Source organism: Bradyrhizobium sp. Kon10, from assembly GCF_055807395.1.
The window spans coordinates 458,670-474,383 of sequence record NZ_JBVVOZ010000002.1 but is presented as its reverse complement, the minus strand read 5'-3'; the positions used below and the strand labels follow the sequence as shown (position 1 = coordinate 474,383).

Below are 15,714 nucleotides of genomic sequence, written 5' to 3'. Positions count from 1 at the left end.
AAACCTGTATGGGCGATGAACGGCGCGAAACCTGATCGTCGGTCTACCGAACTAGAAAGCGTATTCCGCGTAGGCCGGTTCCACCGAGCCGTGCCAGGCGCCGTTGAACTTCTCGAGCATTTCCTCGGCCGGCGTCCGGCCGGAATCGATAATGCGATCAAGCGGCTCCAGATGCCGGGTCTCGTCGCGGCCGAGCTGGTCGATTCGGCCACGCCGGCGCAGGCCGGCATGTGCCAGAACAAGGCATTCCTTGGCAATCTCGAACAGATAGCGGTCCTTGATCCGCGCCTTGAAGCCGAAGCGCGGCACGTCGTCGCGCAGGGCCTGGCGCTCGGGCGCGGTCCAGTGTTTCACGAGGTCCCAGGCGGCATCGAGCGATACATCGTCGTAAAGTAGCCCTGCCCAAAATGCCGAGAGTGCCGGCAGACGGCCCCACGGGCCACCATCGGAGCCGCGCATCTCGAGATAGCGCTTGAGCCGCACCTCCGGGAAAATCGTCGAGAGATGGTTGGCCCAATCCGACAGCGTCGGACGCTCGCCAGGCAAATTATTGTTGCGGCCGTCGAAGAAAGCGCGGAACGAGGACCCCGACACGTCGATGTAGTCTTCGCCGCGCTTGACGAAATACATGGGAACGTCGAGCGCGTAGTCGACATAGCGCTCAAACCCCATGCCGTCCTCGAAGGCCCACGGCATCATGCCCGAGCGCGCGTTGTCGGTGTCGCGCCAGATCTCGGAGCGGAACGAAAGGAAGCCGTTCGGCTGGCCTTCGGTGAACGGTGAATTGGCGAACAAGGCAGTCGCGACCGGCTGAAGCGCGAGCGACACGCGCAGCTTCTTGACCATGTCGCGTTCCGAGGAGAAGTCGAGATTGGTCTGCACCGTGCAGGTCCGGTACATCATGTCGAGGCCGTATTGGCCGACCTTCGGCATGTAGTTGGTCATGATCTTGTAGCGGCCCTTGGGCATCACCGGAATCTCGGCACGCGACCATGACGGGGTCATGCCGAGCCCAAGGAAGCCGATGCCGAGGGGAGTTGCGATCTCGCGCACCTGCGCCAGATGCGCCATCACCTCGCTCTGGGTCTGGTGGACGTTCTCGACGGGCGCGCCGGAGAGCTCAAATTGCCCGCCGGGCTCGAGCGAGATCGCGCCGCCGCCGGTGACGTCGTAGAGGCCGATGATGTTGCCCTTCTCCATGATCGGCTCCCAGCCGAGCAGGAGCTTCATGCCTTCGAGCAACGCGCCGATGCCGCGCGCGCCCTCGTAGGGCACGGGACGATGTCCTTCGAGCGTGAACGGCGTTTTCTCGTGCTCGGTGCCCATGCGGAATTCGGACGGGGCCTTGCAGCCTTCCTCGAACCACGCGACGAGTTCGTCGCGCGATTGCAGCGGCGTCATATCGATCTGGTCTCGCGCCATATCAAACTCTAATCAAAAGCGCTTCGGCCGAACGCGCGCGGGTGACGGGGATGGTCCGCGAACCCACCGGGCGCGCGGACATGCTGGTTTGCGGCGCGATCATCGCGACGGCGTGCTTTCGTTGACGTTGACTACGGGCGGCAGCTTCATCTCGCCGCACGAGCAGCCCAGCCGGTCGAGCAGACCGCTGAGCTTGACGGCATCGGCGTCGGATAGTTTCGAGCCGACATATTTCTCGATCGCGGCTGAATAGGCGCCCCACATCCGCTTCTGCAACTCGCGGCCGGCTTCGGTGATCTCGACGAACTGGCCCCGCTTGTCCATCTTGCACTCGCGCCTGGAGGCGAGCCCCTCGTCGACCAGCCGGTCGATCAGCCGCGACGTGGAGTATTGCGGGAGCAGCATCTGCCGTTCGAGCTCGACCGGCCGCAGCTCGCCCGAGGGCGCCCGCGACAGCTCGAGCAGCGCGTCGTACCAGGCCAGCGGCGGGAAGCCCGCTTTCTTCAGATCCTGCTCGACGCAGTCGAGCACGCGGCTCTGCACCCGCATCAGGCGGATCCAGGCGGCAGTTGCCTCGGTCGATGGTTTGCGTTTCATGGTCCCGCTCAAAACTCGCCGCCCGCTTCTAACCCACTCGATGCACCTGCATCAATCTTGCTGTTCCATGCACGTGCATGTAGGCGTAGTTTCGCCAGAGCCAAGCCAAAAGAGGAGGAAATTCCATGAAACTGTACTACTCGCCCGGCGCCTGCTCACTGTCCCCCCACATCGCGCTCCTGGAGGCCGATCTGCCCTATGAGCTGGTCAAGGTCGATCTCCGGGCCAAGAAGCTCGAGAACGGCGACGACTATCTGAAGGTGAATCCGAAGGGTCAGGTCCCTGCGCTGGGGCTCGACAGCGGCGAGATCGTGACCGAAGGCCCGGTCATTGTCCAGATGATCGCCGACCGGGCCGCGGCCAAGGCGCTGGCGCCCGCCCGCGACAGTTCCGAACGCTACAAGCTGCTGGAATGGCTCAACTTCCTCACCTCGGAGGTCCACAAGAGCTTCGGCCCGCTGTTCGCGCCGGCGCTGAATGACGAGGCCAAGGCGTTCTTCAAGGACCGCGTCATGGGCAAGCTGAAATACATCGACAGCCAGCTGGCCGGTCGCGACTACCTCTTGGGCAAGCAGTTCACGGTCGCCGACGGCTATCTGTTCACGATGCTCACCTGGGGCGATCGGATGAAGTTCGACCTGTCGGCGATGCCGAACCTCACCGCCTACAAGGCCCGCGTCGCGGCGCGGCCGAAGGTGCAGGAGGCTCTGAGGAAGGAAGGCCTGGCGCAGGCGAAGTGATTATTGTTCGTCGTTCCGGGGCGCCGCGACGCGGCGAACCCGGAATCTCGCAGTTGTTGCACGCCGATCGAGATTCCGGATCAGTCCGCGTGCGGACTGTCCGGAATGACGGGTTGTCTCAGGCCGCGACCTTCTTAGGCGCGAAGCGTCCGTAGAAGGTTTCTCCGTTCGTGGCCATCTCCTCGAGAAGTTTCGGCGGCGTGAAGCGCGAGCCGTACTTCGCTTCGAGCTTGTGGCAGAGCTCGACGAAGGTCTTAGGTCCCATGAAGTCGATGTAGGACAAGGTGCCGCCGGTGAACGGCGCAAAGCCGAAGCCGAGGATCGAGCCGACATCCGCCTCGCGCGGATCGGTGATGACGTGATCCTCGACCGTGCGCGCGGCTTCCACCGCCTGCACCACCAGGAAGCGCTGCTTCAGCTCCTCGACGTCGAGCGTATCAGGATCGAGCTGCTTCGGCTGCAGCGCGGACAAGCCCGGCCACAGGCTCTTCTGACCCTTCCCCTTCTCGGGATAGTCGTAAAAGCCCTTGCCGTTCTTGCGGCCGAGACGACCCTGCTTCTCCACCATGTCGACCATCAGCTTCTTCTGATCGGGATTGATGGCGTTCGGACCGAGATCGGCCTCCGTCGCCTTCATGATCTTCAGCCCGAGGTCGAGCGCGACTTCGTCGGACAGCGAGAGCGGACCGACCGGCATGCCGGCCATCTTGGCGCAGTTCTCGATCATCGCCGGCGGCACACCTTCCAGAAACATCTCGTTGCCTTCGGCGACATAGCGGCCGACGCAGCGATTGGCGAAGAAGCCGCGCGAGTCGTTGACCACGATCGGCGTCTTGCCGATCTGCCGGACGTAGTCGAGCGCAGTCGCGAGCGCGAGATCGCCGGTGTTCTTGCCCTTGATGATCTCGACCAGCATCATCTTCTCGACCGGCGAGAAGAAGTGGATGCCGACGAACTTGCCCTGGTCCTTGAAGGATTCCGCGAGCGAGGTGATCGGCAGGGTCGAGGTGTTGGAGGCGAAGACCACGTCCGGCTTGAGATATTCCTGCGCCTTGGCAAACGTCTCCGCCTTGACCTTGCGGTCCTCGAACACGGCCTCGATGACCAGATCGACATCCCTGAGCGCCGCGTAATCCGCGGTCGGCGTGATGCGCGCGAGCAGCGCTTCGGCGTCGGTAGCCTTGGCGCGGCCCTTCTTGATCTGGTCCTCGATCACCTTCTGCGCGTGCGCCTTGCCCTTGTCGGCGCTCTCCTGGTCGCGGTCGATCAGGACGACGTCGAGCCCGGCACGGGCCGAGACATAGCCGACGCTGGCGCCCATGAAGCCGGCGCCGATCACGGCAATCTTCTTTACCTTGGTCGGGGCCACGTCCTTCGGACGGCGCGCGCCCTTGTTGAGCTCCTGCATCGACAGGAAGAGGCTGCGAATCATCGCGGCCGCTTCCTTCGAGCGCAGCACCGAGGTGAAGTAACGCGACTCGACGCGCAGCGCGGCGTCGATCGGCAATTGCAGACCCTCGTAGACGCAGCTCATGATCGCGCGCGCCGCCGGATAATTGTCGTAGGTCTCGCGGCGATAGATCGCGTTGCCGGCCGGGAACATCATCATGCCGGCCTTGGAGAACACCGGGCCCGCCGGAAGCTTGAAGCCCTTTTCGTCCCACGGTGCGACGGCCTTGCCGCCGCCCTTGATCCAGTCCTTTGCCGCCTTGATGAGGTCAGCCGCCGGAACGATGGCGTGGATCAGATTGAGCTGCTTGGCCTTCTCGATCGTGACCGGATCGCCCTTGAGCAAAATCGTCATGGCGTCCTGCGGCGGCACCAGGCGCGGCACGCGCTGCGTGCCGCCGGCGCCGGGAAACAGCCCGACCTTGACCTCGGGCAGGCCGAGCCGCGTCTTGGGATTCTCCGCCGCCACACGATAGTGGCAGCACAGCGTGATCTCGAAGCCGCCGCCGAGCGCGAGACCATTGATCGCGGCCGCCCACGGCTTGCCGGAGGTCTCGATCGAACGCAGCACCTGCGAGAAGCGCCGACTCTGCTCGAACAGCATCTGGTTCGCTGCGGTCTCGCCCTGCTCCTTGAAGAGCTTTGCGTAGGCCTGGTTCATGCCTTCCAGCATCGACAGGTCGGCACCGGCGCAGAACGCCTCTTTCGCGGAGGTGATGACGACGCCCTTCACCGCGGCGTCAGCGGTGGTCTCCTTGACGATCGCGTCGAGCTCGCTGGTCGAGGTCTCGTCGAGCACGTTCATCGAACGGCCCGGGATGTCCCAGGTGACGAGCGCGATGCCGTCGGAATCGGTCTCAACCTTGAAGTTCTTGTAAGCCATGTGGCGCTCCCTCTGAGCCGCAGCCGATCTCAGGCGCGGCGGTTGACTGTGATCTCGTGGTGATCTCGTAGGGTGGGCAAAGGCGCCCTTGCGCCGTGCCCACCATCTTTCGCGGAGATTTCAGTGGTGGGCACGCTTCGCTTTGCCCACCCTACGGCAGCTCGTTACACGCGCTCGATGATGGTCGCGGTGCCCATGCCGCCGCCGATGCAGAGCGTCACCAGGGCAGTCGACTTGTTGGTGCGCTCGAGCTCGTCGAGCACGGTGCCCAGGATCATCGCGCCGGTGGCGCCGAGCGGATGCCCGAGTGCGATGGCGCCGCCGTTGACGTTGATCTTGGCATTGTCGATGTCGAAGGCCTGGATGTAGCGCAGCACCACGGAGGCGAAGGCTTCGTTGAGCTCGAACAGGTCGATGTCCGATTTCTTCATGCCGGAGCGCGCGAACAGCTTCTCGGTGACATCGACCGGGCCGGTCAGCATCATCGCCGGCTCCGAGCCGATGTTCGCGAAGGCGCGGATCTTCGCGCGCGGCTTCAGCCCGTACTTGCCGGCCGCCTCCTTGCTGCCGAGCAGCACGGCGCCGGCACCATCGACGATGCCGGACGAATTGCCGGCGTGATGGACGTAATTGACGCGCTCGATCTCGGGATGCGACTGCACCGCGACGCCGTCAAAGCCGCCCATCTGCGCCATCATCGTGAATGCCGGCTGGAGCTGGGCCAGCGACTGCATCGTCGTCGAGGGACGCATGTGCTCGTCCTTGGCGAGGATGGTGAGGCCGTTGATGTCCTTCACCGGTACGACGGACTTGTCGAAGCGGCCCTCGTCCCAGGCCTTGGCTGCGCGCTGCTGGCTCTGCACCGCATAGGCATCGACATCGTCGCGCGAGAAGCCGTATTTGGTGGCGATCAGGTCGGCCGAGACGCCCTGCGGCATGAAGTAGGACGGCACCGCCATCGAGGGGTCCATCGGCCAGGCGCCGCCGGAGGCACCGATGCCGACGCGGCTCATCGATTCGGCCCCGCCGCCGATCACGAGTTCATGCTGGCCGCTCATCACCTGGGCTGCGGCGAAATTCACGGCATCGAGACCGGAGGCGCAGAAGCGGCTGATCTGCACGCCGGGCACGGCTTCACCGAGTCCTGCCTTCAGCGCCGCGAAGCGCGCGATGTCGCTTCCGGCTTCACCGACCGGATCGACCACGCCGAGAATGACGTCGTCGACGGAATCTTCGGGGAGGTTATTGCGGTCCTTCAACGCCTTCAGCGGCACGGTGGCGAGCGCGAGCGCCGTGACCTCGTGCAGCGCGCCGTCGGCCTTGCCGCGGCCGCGGGGGGTGCGGACGTGATCGTAGATATAGGCATCTGCCATGTGAGCCTCCTGATTACTTTTTTAACGGTGACGACCGCGACGCGATCGGGATATTGGTTACGCGAAAATCCTCAGAAAGCTTCCGCCGGCAATTCCATCACGGTGGCGCAGCCGGCCTGGATGCGCGCGAGGTTCGCCGCGGTCTCCGGCAGCATCCGCTCCATGAAAAAACGGCCGGTCACGAGCTTGGTCGAGAGATAGGGTGTCGCCCCGCTTGCGGCAATCTTGGCCTGCGTCACCTTGGCCATCTTCGCCCACATGTAGCCGAGCGCCACGAAGCCGAACAGATGCAGATAATCGGTTGCGGCGGCGCCGGCATTGTCCGGCTTCGCCATTGCGTTCTGCATCAGCCAGGTGGTGGCCTGCTGAAGATGGCCGAGCGCGGTCGAGAGCGGGGCGACATACGGCTTCAGCGCCTCGTCGCCGCCATTCTCCTTGGCAAAGGCCATGACCTCGCCGAAGAACGCCATGATGGCACGGCCGCCGTCGCGCGGCAGCTTGCGGCCGACGAGGTCGAGCGCCTGGATGCCGTTGGCGCCTTCATAGATCATGGCGATGCGGGCATCGCGCACGAACTGCTCCATGCCTTGCTCGGCGATGTAGCCGTGGCCGCCATACATCTGCTGCGCCTGCACCGCGTTGGCGAAGCCATACTCGGTGAGAAAGCCCTTCAGCACAGGTGTCATCAGGCCCATGTGGTCGTCGGCGGCCTGGCGGTCCTTCGGATCCTCCGAGCGATGGGCGACGTCGCTCTTCAGCGCCGTCCACATCACGAAGGCGCGCGCGGCCTCGTTGAAGGCGCGGATCGAGAGCAGCGTCCGCCGCACGTCGGGATGTACGATGATCGGATCGGCCGGCTTGTCCGGCGCCTTGGTGCCGGTGAGCGAACGGCCCTGGATACGTTCGCGGGCATAGGCGACCGCGTTCTGGTAGGCGACCTCGGACTGTGCGAGGCCCTGAACGGCGACGCCGAGGCGGGCCTCGTTCATCATCACGAACATGCCCTGCATGCCCTTGTTCTCTTCGCCGATCAGCCAGCCGGTGGCGCTGTCGTAGTTCATCACGCAGGTGGAGTTGCCGTGGATGCCCATCTTGTGCTCGATCGAGCCGCACGCCACGCCGTTGCGCTGCCCCACCGAACCATCGGCATTGACCAGAAATTTCGGCACGACGAACAGCGACACGCCTTTGATACCGGCGGGTGCGCCCTCGATGCGGGCGAGCACGAGGTGAATGATGTTGGAGGCCAAGTCATGCTCGCCGGCCGAAATGAAGATCTTGGTGCCGGTGATCCTGAAGCTGCCGTCGGCCTGCCGCACCGCCTTGGTGCGGAGCATGCCGAGATCGGTGCCGCATTGCGGCTCGGTCAGGTTCATGGTGCCGGTCCATTCGCCCGCCACCATCTTCGGCACGTAAGTCTGCTTCTGCTCCGGCGTACCGTGAACGATCAGCGCAGCGGTCGCGCCCATGGTGAGACCGCCATACATCGAGAACGCCATATTGGCGGAGATCTGGAATTCATTGACCGCCTGGCTCAGCGTCACCGGCAGGCCCTGCCCGCCGAACTCCGTCGGCGCGGAGAGACCGAGCCAGCCGCCTTCCGCGACCTGCTTGAAAGCTTCCTTGAAGCCCTTCGGCGTGGCGACGCTGCCGTCATCGGCGCGCTTGCAGCCTTCGAGATCGCCCACACGATTGAGCGGCTGCAGCACCTCTTCGGCGAGCTTGGCGGCTTCACCCAGGATCGCCTCGCGCACGTCGCTGGACGCATCGGAGAAGCCGGCCAGGTTGTCGTAGCGGTCGATCTGGAAGACGTCGTTGAGCAGGAAGTTCACGTCTTCGACGGGGGCTTTATAGATCGGCATGGTGGTCTCCCGGCATGGTCCTTGGAAGTGACTATGATTGGGCGGCGAGCTGTTCCGCCATCAGGCGATGCAGCATGTTGATCGCCTTGAGCGGACGCACCATCACCTTGAAATGCGTGATGCGTCCCTGGTCGTCGAAAGTGATGATGTCGACGCCGTTGATCTCGATGCCATCGATGATGGTCTTGAATTCGAGCACGGCGCCGCGCTCGCTCGTCCACTCCCCGACATAGGTGAAGCCGGGACCGCCGAGCACCTTTTCGGCGCTGGACAGGTATTTGAAGGTGATCTCACGTCCGCGCTGCGGCGAGTGCACGACGGGGCTTTCGAAGATGGCATCGGGGTGCAACAGGTCCCAGAGCGCTGCGCGGTCATGGGATCTCATGTAGCCGTACCAGGAATCGAGGCCGGTCATTCTCAGGTGCCTCCCTAAAGGCCTGCGCAAAACTGCGAAAACAACCCCATGCACAGTAGCGAAATCATTGATTTCGCTGGATCTTCGGAGCGGCCCGGTGGCCCCGCCCGCAAGCTTTTTATATGCACATTGACGCATATGCGCCGATGCGCATAAAGTCAAGCCGGTTGGTTAAGACCCAAGACTTAGGACTCAAGACACTTAAGACCCAAGACAGAGAGGCCGGTCATGGCGCTGGGCGACGCAATCCTCGCATGTCTGACGGAACGTCCGATGACGGGCTACGAGCTCGCAAAGACGTTCGACTCCTCGATCGGCTTCTTCTGGAAGGCCGACCACCAGCAGATCTACCGCGAGCTCTCCAAGCTGCGCGACCGCGGCTACATCCAGGGCCGCGAGGTCGTGCAATCCGGCAAGCCCAACAAACTCATCTATACGCTCACTCCCGAGGGCCGAACAGCGCTGCGGCACTGGGCCGCGCGGCCAAGCACGCCGCCGTCGATCAAGGACGACCTCCTGGTGCGCCTGCATGCGCTCGACAGCATCGGCCTCGAGCCGATGCGCACCGATTTGATGGCCCGGCTCGAGCACCACCGCGACCGCCACGCCAATTACGAGCGGATCCTGAAGAAGCGCTTCCCGGACGGCACGGCGGAGGGCCGGCTCGACCTCGGAAACCTGCTGCTGCTCCGCCTCGGCGCCCGCCACGAGCAGATGGTGGCGGACTTCTGCGAGGAGGCGCTCGAGGCGCTCTCGGCGATGAGCGGCAAGGGGACTGTGGTGCCGCTCGAGGACGGCAAGCGCGAGGGGAAGGGTTGAAACGCCGGCTCCGCTGTGGCGGAAGACATCAGCGCTGTCCGCCTTTTGTCATGCGCCAGGGCCGCTGTGATATTCATTGCGCTGGAGAACGCGGAAGCCAAACCAGCCCCAGTAGACACAATGGCGCTGGATGAGACCATCATCGTTGAGATCCATCGCCTCAACGAAGTCCATTTGCTCGCCTTTGCCGGCGTCGCGCGGATATTCCCAGATCAAGCGCTTGCCATCGGTGAGATAACCGGTGCGGAAATACTGGCGCACCGGAGGCTTGCGGATCGCGAGAATGTCGAACAGCGGTCGGATTTCCTTGTGCCCGCGAAGATAACCGCGGTCGATGCCCAGCAGATGCGGCACGAGCGGGCTCTCGAACCAGGCGTCTTCGGCATAGAGCGCCAGCAACCCATCCGCGTCGTTATGCGACAGCGCGTGATTCCAGGCAAAATACATCCGTTCGATCGGCGTCGACCCGGCGGTCACGAGGTTCCTGGGCAGTGTTTTCTCATCCATTTTTGTTCACTCCATTTTCCTGGCCACCCCCACAGTTCCTGTCGAATGGATTCAGATCTGCTTATTGGTCAGAAGTCGCCTTCTCGTATGTATGGCTGGACCCACAGGGTCGCCCGAAGAATCATTGATTTCCACCATGCGTCGTACATTCGGTTGACGATGTCCGGTGGATGACCGTGCTTGGCGAGGAACGGCCGCATCGGCACGACGATCGTCGAACAAAACGCAAGTAGATCACGCGCGCGGATGTGGCCGAGCGTATGTCCGTGGTCGGTCTTGTTCTTCTTTGTCCGGTGGTGCCGCAGCCCGATCTCATATTGATAATCGAGCCAGGCCTGGTCGTACTTCGCGCGGGCCGTATCGGTCACCCAACGCCCAAACCTCTTTGCAACGGCGCTTGCATATTCGGTGTCGACCTTGTGTGTCTTGGGATCTTCATCGTAGGCCCGAAGATGCGGATGATCAAAAATCACACCCCGCCAGACCTTCAGCAGATCCACGACCTGATCGGCAAGTATCTCCTCCGACATTCTAAGATAGACGACGTCTTCTTCGGAAAACAAAGCGGATTTCTTGAGTTCTTCCCATTCCTCCATCGTGATCGGCGATTTCGCGACCTTGTCGGTTCCGTGGTCATAGCCCGGGATCTTCTGCCTCTCTTGCACTGAATCCATCGCTTGTTTCTCCTAGGGATTCGCTTCACACCCTGGACGGGAGGTCCGTCACAGCTGCTTCGGTTGAAGATGATTCGCGAAGTTGCGCATGGCAGCTTCGGAAGCTGTGGTGCATCGAGTTTCGGCACCTCCATACTTCGGCGGAAACGCCCTTTCCGCGCTCCCGTTCCTCGCAAGGGCGGGTCACTGTTCGGCGGTGATGGGATGCGCCTCCAGCCGCTGCCAAAAGTCGAGAACAGCGGCGACGATTGCCTCGGGCGCATCCTCCTGGACGAGGTGCTTGGCGTCGGAGATCGCGGTGAATGACGCGCCCGGAATACGGCGGGCAAGTTCCTCGCCGTCGTTCAACGGAATGAACTCGTCTTCGGTGCCCCATAGAATGGCGACCGGGCACCGGATTTCGCCGTAGCGCCTTTCCACCTCCTCGGAATACTTGTCGTCCATCTGTGCGATTTGCCGCCAGAAGGCCCTCTGGCCTTGCTCACCACGCCATGGCTCAAGGTACGCACGCATCTCGTCCTCGCGCAGGGCGTGCTTGACCGAAGCACCAATGTAGGCGCGCAGGATCGCCTCATGGATATAGGCGGGCAAACCGGAGAACACCTCGGGGTGCGCTTTCGCTGCCTGGACCAGCACTGAGCCTTGCGGGCTGATCGCCACGGGATCGATCAGCATGAGGCTGCGGTAATCGAGCCGGTTCAAAATATGCGCGCGCAGCGCGGCCGAACCGCCGAAATCATGAGCGACGACGTCGGGCGGGTCGACATTCCAGTGCTCCACGAGAGCTGCGAGCAACCGGTTCTGGGCACCGTGGAGGACGTCCGCATCGGGCTTGGCCGATTGGCCGTAACCCAGAAGGTCATAGAAGAAGACGCGCCGGTGCCGAGCGAGCCAGGGCGCGATACGTCGCCATTCGCGCGAGGAGAATGGCGAACCGTGGATGACAACGGCTGGCGGCCCTTCTCCGATCGCACCCCAGGCAATCGCCTGCCCTTCGAACGAGAATCGCTCTGGCAAAGTCCATTGCGCCATTGTCGGCCCTTGATCAGGAAATCGAGTTTTGCGGCGGGCTCGCCGCCCGGTCCCTCAGATCGGCGGCGACGAGGTCCAGCACCTGTCATCCGGCATCGGGCAGGTCCCGGAATCTATCGGTCAGATACCCACAACGACGCCAAAGGTTCCCGCGCGCCGCGGATGGTACGACGCGCGCCTCATGGCCCGAGATGCTCGACCTCGACGGGATCAACCAGGTGCTCGGCACGAACGGGTTTCTGCGCCGCGCCGGGTTCCCGCCGCCCAACTTTAAGACACCGGCGAGCCGATCCTTAACCCGTTATTTACCGTAACGGACAAAAGTCGATTTTCGAGGCAGACGACCCGCGCCGAATTCGATTGTCTTGCAAGCGGCACGCGTGGGGAGACTGGAGGCGCCGGGTGGGGCGCCGGAGTCGGAACCGGACAGAGTCATGAATTCGCGCGTATCGTGGAGTGTTGACGGCATCGATCCATCCGTAAGGGAGCGGGCCGAAGCTGCTGCGCGCCGGGCCGGGATGTCGCTCAACGATTGGCTGAACTCCACGCTCGGCGAGACTGCCCCGCCACAGCTTCGCGGAGCTTACGAACAGCGCCCGCAAGCCCCAATTGCCCCAAGCCAGGAAAGCCGCGAAGTCGCCGACATCCACCAGCGGCTCGACGCGATCACCCAGCAGATCGAACGGATTTCAAAGCCCGCGCCACGCCAGGACGCCGCGCGCGAAAAGGACGTCTCGCGCGAGCCGGGCGTCGCACGCCAGCTCAACGACGCGATCTCGCGCCTCGATGCCCGGCTGTCGCAGATCTCAAAGCCGCAGCAATCGCTACCGCAGCGGGCTCAACCGCAGCCGCCCCAAGCACCGCGCCCTGCTCCGGTCGAGACGCGCCAGCGCCAGGCCGATGCGGTCGAGCGCGCGGCCGCGCAAGTCTATCGCAGCTCGCCGCCGCTGAACCCCGCTTCGTTCGACGTCGCGGTGGCCGAGATCACGGCACGCCAAAGCGAGCTCGACGGATTGTCACCGCGGCAGCTGCCGCCGCGCGCCGCGCCGCCGATTGCGCCCACGGCAGCTGCTTTCGCGGCCTCGATGGCGCCGCCCACGCCCGCCTACGCCCCGCCGCCAGCGCAGCCGGGGCCGGATTTCTCGTCGCTCGAGCGGCATCTGCTCAAGATCACGAGCCAGATCGAATCGCTCCAGCGCCCTGACAATACCGAGCAGGCGATCAACGGCTTCCGTAGCGAGCTTGCGGAGATCCGCCACGCCATCACCGAGGCGATGCCGCGCCGCGCCATCGAATCGATCGAGAACGAGATCCGCTCGCTGCATCGTCGCATCGACGAGACCCGCTCCAACGGCACCGACGGGCAGGCCCTCGCCGGCATCGAGCGCGCGCTGTCCGACATCAAGCAGGTGCTGCGCACGCTGACCCCGGCCGAGCAGCTCACCGGCTATGACGAGGCGATCCGCAATCTCGGCACCAAGCTCGACCTGATCTTGCGCGCCAATGACGATCCCACGACGGTGCGCCAGCTCGAAGGCGCGATCTCGGCGCTACGCGGCATCGTCTCCAACGTTGCCTCCAACGAAGCGCTGGCACGCCTCTCCGAGGACGTGCAGCTGCTGTCGTCCAAGGTCGACCAGGTCACCCGCGGTTCCGGCCACAGCGACAGCTTCGCCGTGCTGGAGCAGCGCATCGCGGCGCTCACCGCCGCGCTGGAAACGCGCGAGCGGCCGCAGCCTTCGGAAAGCACCGAGCATCTGGAAAGCGCCATCCGTGCACTGTCGGACCGCTTCGACCGCATGCAGGTCGGCAGCGACTCCGCCTCGACGTTTGCGCATCTCGAACAGCGCGTCTCCTATCTGCTGGAGCGGATCGAAGCCGCCTCCGACTCGCGCGGCGGCAATCTGAGCCGCGTCGAGGACGGGCTGCATGATATCCTGCGCCATCTCGAGCGACAGCAGGCGACCTATTCCGCACTGGCCGAGAGCCGCAGCTCGGCACCGCCATCCGATTCCGGTGTCGTCGATCTCGTCAAGCGCGAGCTGTCGGACATCCGCTTCAGTCAGGCCGAGACCACCCGCAACACCCAGGATTCGCTCGAGGCCGTCCACAACACACTCGGCCATGTCGTCGACCGCCTTGCGATGATCGAGGGCGATCTGCGCACGGTGCGCACCGCACCGCCGGCGCCCGCGCCGCAGTCGATGCCGATGCACGGGCCCGCGGCGATGGCTGCGCCGCTCGAGCCGGCGCCGATGGCGCGCGAGCAACGGCCGCAGCCCGAGCTGTCGAAATACGATCCGAAGCCAGAGCTGCAAAATCCGGCCGCGGCGCAATCAGCACATGCTGCTTTCGCAGCTGCGCCGCGCGAATTCCATGCCGCGGCGCCTGCCGCGCCGGCGCCGATGGCGCCGCCGGTTCCGCCGCGCGCGATCAGCGAGATCCTGGAGCCGCACACGGCGCCTGCCCGCGCCGCGCTTGCGCCGGAATTGCCGCCGGATCATCCGCTTGAGCCGGGCACGCGGCCGGGCGCACGCGTCGCCACGCCGTCGGAGCGCATTGCGGCGTCCGAAAGCGCGATCAGCGAAATTCCGGCCGCGTCGAAGGAGCCGGTGTCGTCGTCGAGCTTCATCGCAGCCGCGCGCCGTGCAGCCCAGGCCGCTGCCGCGCAGCCCGAGAAGCCCGCACGCGGCGCCAAGGCGGCTACCGCCGGCCGTGGCAAGGACAAGGGCCAGGACGGCGGCTCGACCATCACCTCGAAAATCCGCTCGCTGCTGGTCGGCGCGAGCGTGGTCGTGATCGTGCTCGGCACCTTCAAGATGGCCATGAACCTGCTCGAAGGCAGCAATGCGCCGCCGGCGCCGCAGGCGATGGAGAATTCCAGCGAGCGCGCGCCGCAGGCGCCCCCGCCGGCCGAGACCAAGCCCGCCGCGCCCGAACAGGTCACGCCGTCGATGACCTCGCCGACGCCGATCGGAAAGCAGTCCCTGAACAATCCCGCAGCGAACTCCGGCGGGACGGCTTCGGTCGAAATCCCGCCCGCCCCCGCCGCGGCGCCAACACCGCCTCCGGCCAGCGACGTCACCGGCGCGCTGTCGGGCGCGAGCCGTGTGCGGCTCGGAACCGTCCAGGTGCCGTCGAGCGAAAAGCTGCCTGACGGCATCGCCGGCCCGGGCCTGCGCACCGCCGCGATGAAGGGCGATGCGAGCGCGGCCTACGAGATCGGCGTGCGCTTTGCCGAGGGCAAGGGCGTCGCTGCGAATTACGACGAAGCCGCGAAATGGTACGACCGCGCGGCGCAGGCCGGCGTGGTGCCCGCGACCTTCCGGCTCGGCACGCTCTACGAGAAGGGCCTTGGCGTGAAGAAGGACGCCGACATCGCCCGCCGCTATTACACGCAGGCGGCCGAGCGCGGCAACGCCAAGGCGATGCACAATCTCGCGGTGCTCGACGCCGATGGCGGCGGACGCGGCGCCAATTACAAGAGCGCGGCGCAGTGGTTCCGCAAAGCCGCCGATCGCGGCGTCGCCGACAGCCAGTTCAACCTCGGCATCCTCTACGCCCGCGGCATCGGCGTGGAGCAGAACCTCGCCGAGTCCTACAAATGGTTCACCCTTGCGGCCGCCCAGGGCGACGCGGATGCGGCCGTCAAGCGCGACGACGTCGCCAAGCGCCTCGACCCGCAATCGCTCGCCGCCGCCAAGCTCGCGATCCAGACCTTCAGCGCCGAACCGCAGCCCGACGACGCCGTCAACGTCGCGGCGCCCGCCGGCGGCTGGGACAGCGCGCCCGCGCAAGCCGGTGCCAAGCCCGCGCCGAAGCCGGTCGCCACCAAGCGCTCGGCCTCAGCGGCGCATTGATCGGTTTAGTATAGGCTCCCTCCTCTTGTCGTCGCCCGGCTTGACCGGGCGACCCAGTATTCCTGAGGCCGGCGTTGAAGA

The 15,714-nt window shown here is 64.7% G+C and carries 12 protein-coding genes; 3 read left to right on the top strand and 9 right to left on the bottom strand.

Annotated features, from left to right (window positions below; all coding sequences use genetic code 11):
• Positions 1 to 51 precede the first annotated feature (51 nt).
• Both AC0L2O_RS05215 and AC0L2O_RS05210 read right to left on the bottom strand, forming a co-directional pair.
• Positions 52 to 1,422, bottom strand: coding sequence for a glutamate--cysteine ligase (locus AC0L2O_RS05215; protein ID WP_369720604.1), 1,371 nt, complete (start codon positions 1,420 to 1,422; stop codon positions 52 to 54).
• Positions 1,423 to 1,521: 99 nt separating this feature from the next.
• Positions 1,522 to 2,019 carry a MarR family winged helix-turn-helix transcriptional regulator gene (locus tag AC0L2O_RS05210; RefSeq protein WP_369720603.1) on the bottom strand — a complete coding sequence of 166 codons (498 nt, stop codon included), beginning with the start codon at positions 2,017 to 2,019 and terminating at the stop codon, positions 1,522 to 1,524.
• A gap of 125 nt (positions 2,020 to 2,144) precedes the next feature.
• Here AC0L2O_RS05210 and gstA point away from each other — a divergent pair, with 125 nt between their 5' ends.
• Positions 2,145 to 2,759 (top strand): glutathione transferase GstA, encoded by a 615-nt coding sequence (gene gstA / locus AC0L2O_RS05205; RefSeq protein WP_473368936.1) that lies wholly within the window; start codon positions 2,145 to 2,147, stop codon positions 2,757 to 2,759.
• A gap of 118 nt (positions 2,760 to 2,877) precedes the next feature.
• Here the strand turns inward: gstA and AC0L2O_RS05200 are convergent, their stop codons facing one another.
• From AC0L2O_RS05200 to AC0L2O_RS05185, 4 genes are all read right to left on the bottom strand, one after another.
• Positions 2,878 to 5,091: an FAD-dependent oxidoreductase gene (locus AC0L2O_RS05200; RefSeq protein WP_473368935.1), complete on the bottom strand. Its 2,214-nt coding sequence runs from the start codon at positions 5,089 to 5,091 to the stop codon at positions 2,878 to 2,880.
• Positions 5,092 to 5,255: 164 nt separating this feature from the next.
• On the bottom strand, positions 5,256 to 6,464 hold the full coding sequence (locus AC0L2O_RS05195; protein WP_473368934.1) for an acetyl-CoA C-acetyltransferase: 1,209 nt from the start codon (positions 6,462 to 6,464) through the stop codon (positions 5,256 to 5,258).
• Positions 6,465 to 6,535: 71 nt separating this feature from the next.
• Positions 6,536 to 8,326, bottom strand: coding sequence for an acyl-CoA dehydrogenase C-terminal domain-containing protein (locus AC0L2O_RS05190; protein ID WP_473368933.1), 1,791 nt, complete (start codon positions 8,324 to 8,326; stop codon positions 6,536 to 6,538).
• A gap of 31 nt (positions 8,327 to 8,357) precedes the next feature.
• Complete coding sequence (locus tag AC0L2O_RS05185; RefSeq protein ID WP_473368932.1) at positions 8,358 to 8,741, bottom strand: nuclear transport factor 2 family protein; 384 nt, start codon at positions 8,739 to 8,741, stop codon at positions 8,358 to 8,360.
• Between the two features lie 228 nt (positions 8,742 to 8,969).
• Between AC0L2O_RS05185 and AC0L2O_RS05180 the strand changes: the two genes are divergently transcribed.
• On the top strand, positions 8,970 to 9,560 hold the full coding sequence (locus AC0L2O_RS05180; RefSeq protein WP_473368931.1) for a PadR family transcriptional regulator: 591 nt from the start codon (positions 8,970 to 8,972) through the stop codon (positions 9,558 to 9,560).
• A gap of 48 nt (positions 9,561 to 9,608) precedes the next feature.
• Here AC0L2O_RS05180 and AC0L2O_RS05175 read toward each other — a convergent pair whose 3' ends face one another.
• The 3 genes from AC0L2O_RS05175 to AC0L2O_RS05165 form a co-directional block, all read right to left on the bottom strand.
• Positions 9,609 to 10,067, bottom strand: a complete 459-nt coding sequence (locus AC0L2O_RS05175) for a nuclear transport factor 2 family protein (RefSeq protein ID WP_473368930.1) — start codon at positions 10,065 to 10,067, stop codon at positions 9,609 to 9,611.
• A 68-nt stretch (positions 10,068 to 10,135) separates the two neighbouring features.
• Positions 10,136 to 10,741: a protoglobin domain-containing protein gene (locus tag AC0L2O_RS05170; protein ID WP_473368929.1), complete on the bottom strand. Its 606-nt coding sequence runs from the start codon at positions 10,739 to 10,741 to the stop codon at positions 10,136 to 10,138.
• Positions 10,742 to 10,924: 183 nt separating this feature from the next.
• Entirely contained in the window at positions 10,925 to 11,773 is an 849-nt protein-coding gene (locus tag AC0L2O_RS05165; RefSeq protein ID WP_409191560.1) for an alpha/beta fold hydrolase, read from the bottom strand.
• Positions 11,774 to 12,207: 434 nt separating this feature from the next.
• On the opposite strand from AC0L2O_RS05165, the gene AC0L2O_RS05160 reads away from it, so the two are divergent.
• Entirely contained in the window at positions 12,208 to 15,633 is a 3,426-nt protein-coding gene (locus AC0L2O_RS05160; protein WP_473368928.1) for a tetratricopeptide repeat protein, read from the top strand.
• The last annotated feature ends 81 nt before the right edge of the window (positions 15,634 to 15,714 follow it).

Coding starts and splice junctions, on each gene's coding strand:
- AC0L2O_RS05185 (WP_473368932.1), bottom strand. CDS start 8,741: ATGACCGGCCTCGATTCCTGGTACGGCTACATGAGATCCCATGACCGC.
- AC0L2O_RS05160 (WP_473368928.1), top strand. CDS start 12,208: ATGAATTCGCGCGTATCGTGGAGTGTTGACGGCATCGATCCATCCGTA.
- AC0L2O_RS05175 (WP_473368930.1), bottom strand. CDS start 10,067: ATGGATGAGAAAACACTGCCCAGGAACCTCGTGACCGCCGGGTCGACG.
- gstA (WP_473368936.1), top strand. CDS start 2,145: ATGAAACTGTACTACTCGCCCGGCGCCTGCTCACTGTCCCCCCACATC.
- AC0L2O_RS05195 (WP_473368934.1), bottom strand. CDS start 6,464: ATGGCAGATGCCTATATCTACGATCACGTCCGCACCCCCCGCGGCCGC.
- AC0L2O_RS05165 (WP_409191560.1), bottom strand. CDS start 11,773: ATGGCGCAATGGACTTTGCCAGAGCGATTCTCGTTCGAAGGGCAGGCG.
- AC0L2O_RS05180 (WP_473368931.1), top strand. CDS start 8,970: ATGGCGCTGGGCGACGCAATCCTCGCATGTCTGACGGAACGTCCGATG.
- AC0L2O_RS05170 (WP_473368929.1), bottom strand. CDS start 10,741: ATGGATTCAGTGCAAGAGAGGCAGAAGATCCCGGGCTATGACCACGGA.
- AC0L2O_RS05190 (WP_473368933.1), bottom strand. CDS start 8,326: ATGCCGATCTATAAAGCCCCCGTCGAAGACGTGAACTTCCTGCTCAAC.
- AC0L2O_RS05210 (WP_369720603.1), bottom strand. CDS start 2,019: ATGAAACGCAAACCATCGACCGAGGCAACTGCCGCCTGGATCCGCCTG.
- AC0L2O_RS05215 (WP_369720604.1), bottom strand. CDS start 1,422: ATGGCGCGAGACCAGATCGATATGACGCCGCTGCAATCGCGCGACGAA.
- AC0L2O_RS05200 (WP_473368935.1), bottom strand. CDS start 5,091: ATGGCTTACAAGAACTTCAAGGTTGAGACCGATTCCGACGGCATCGCG.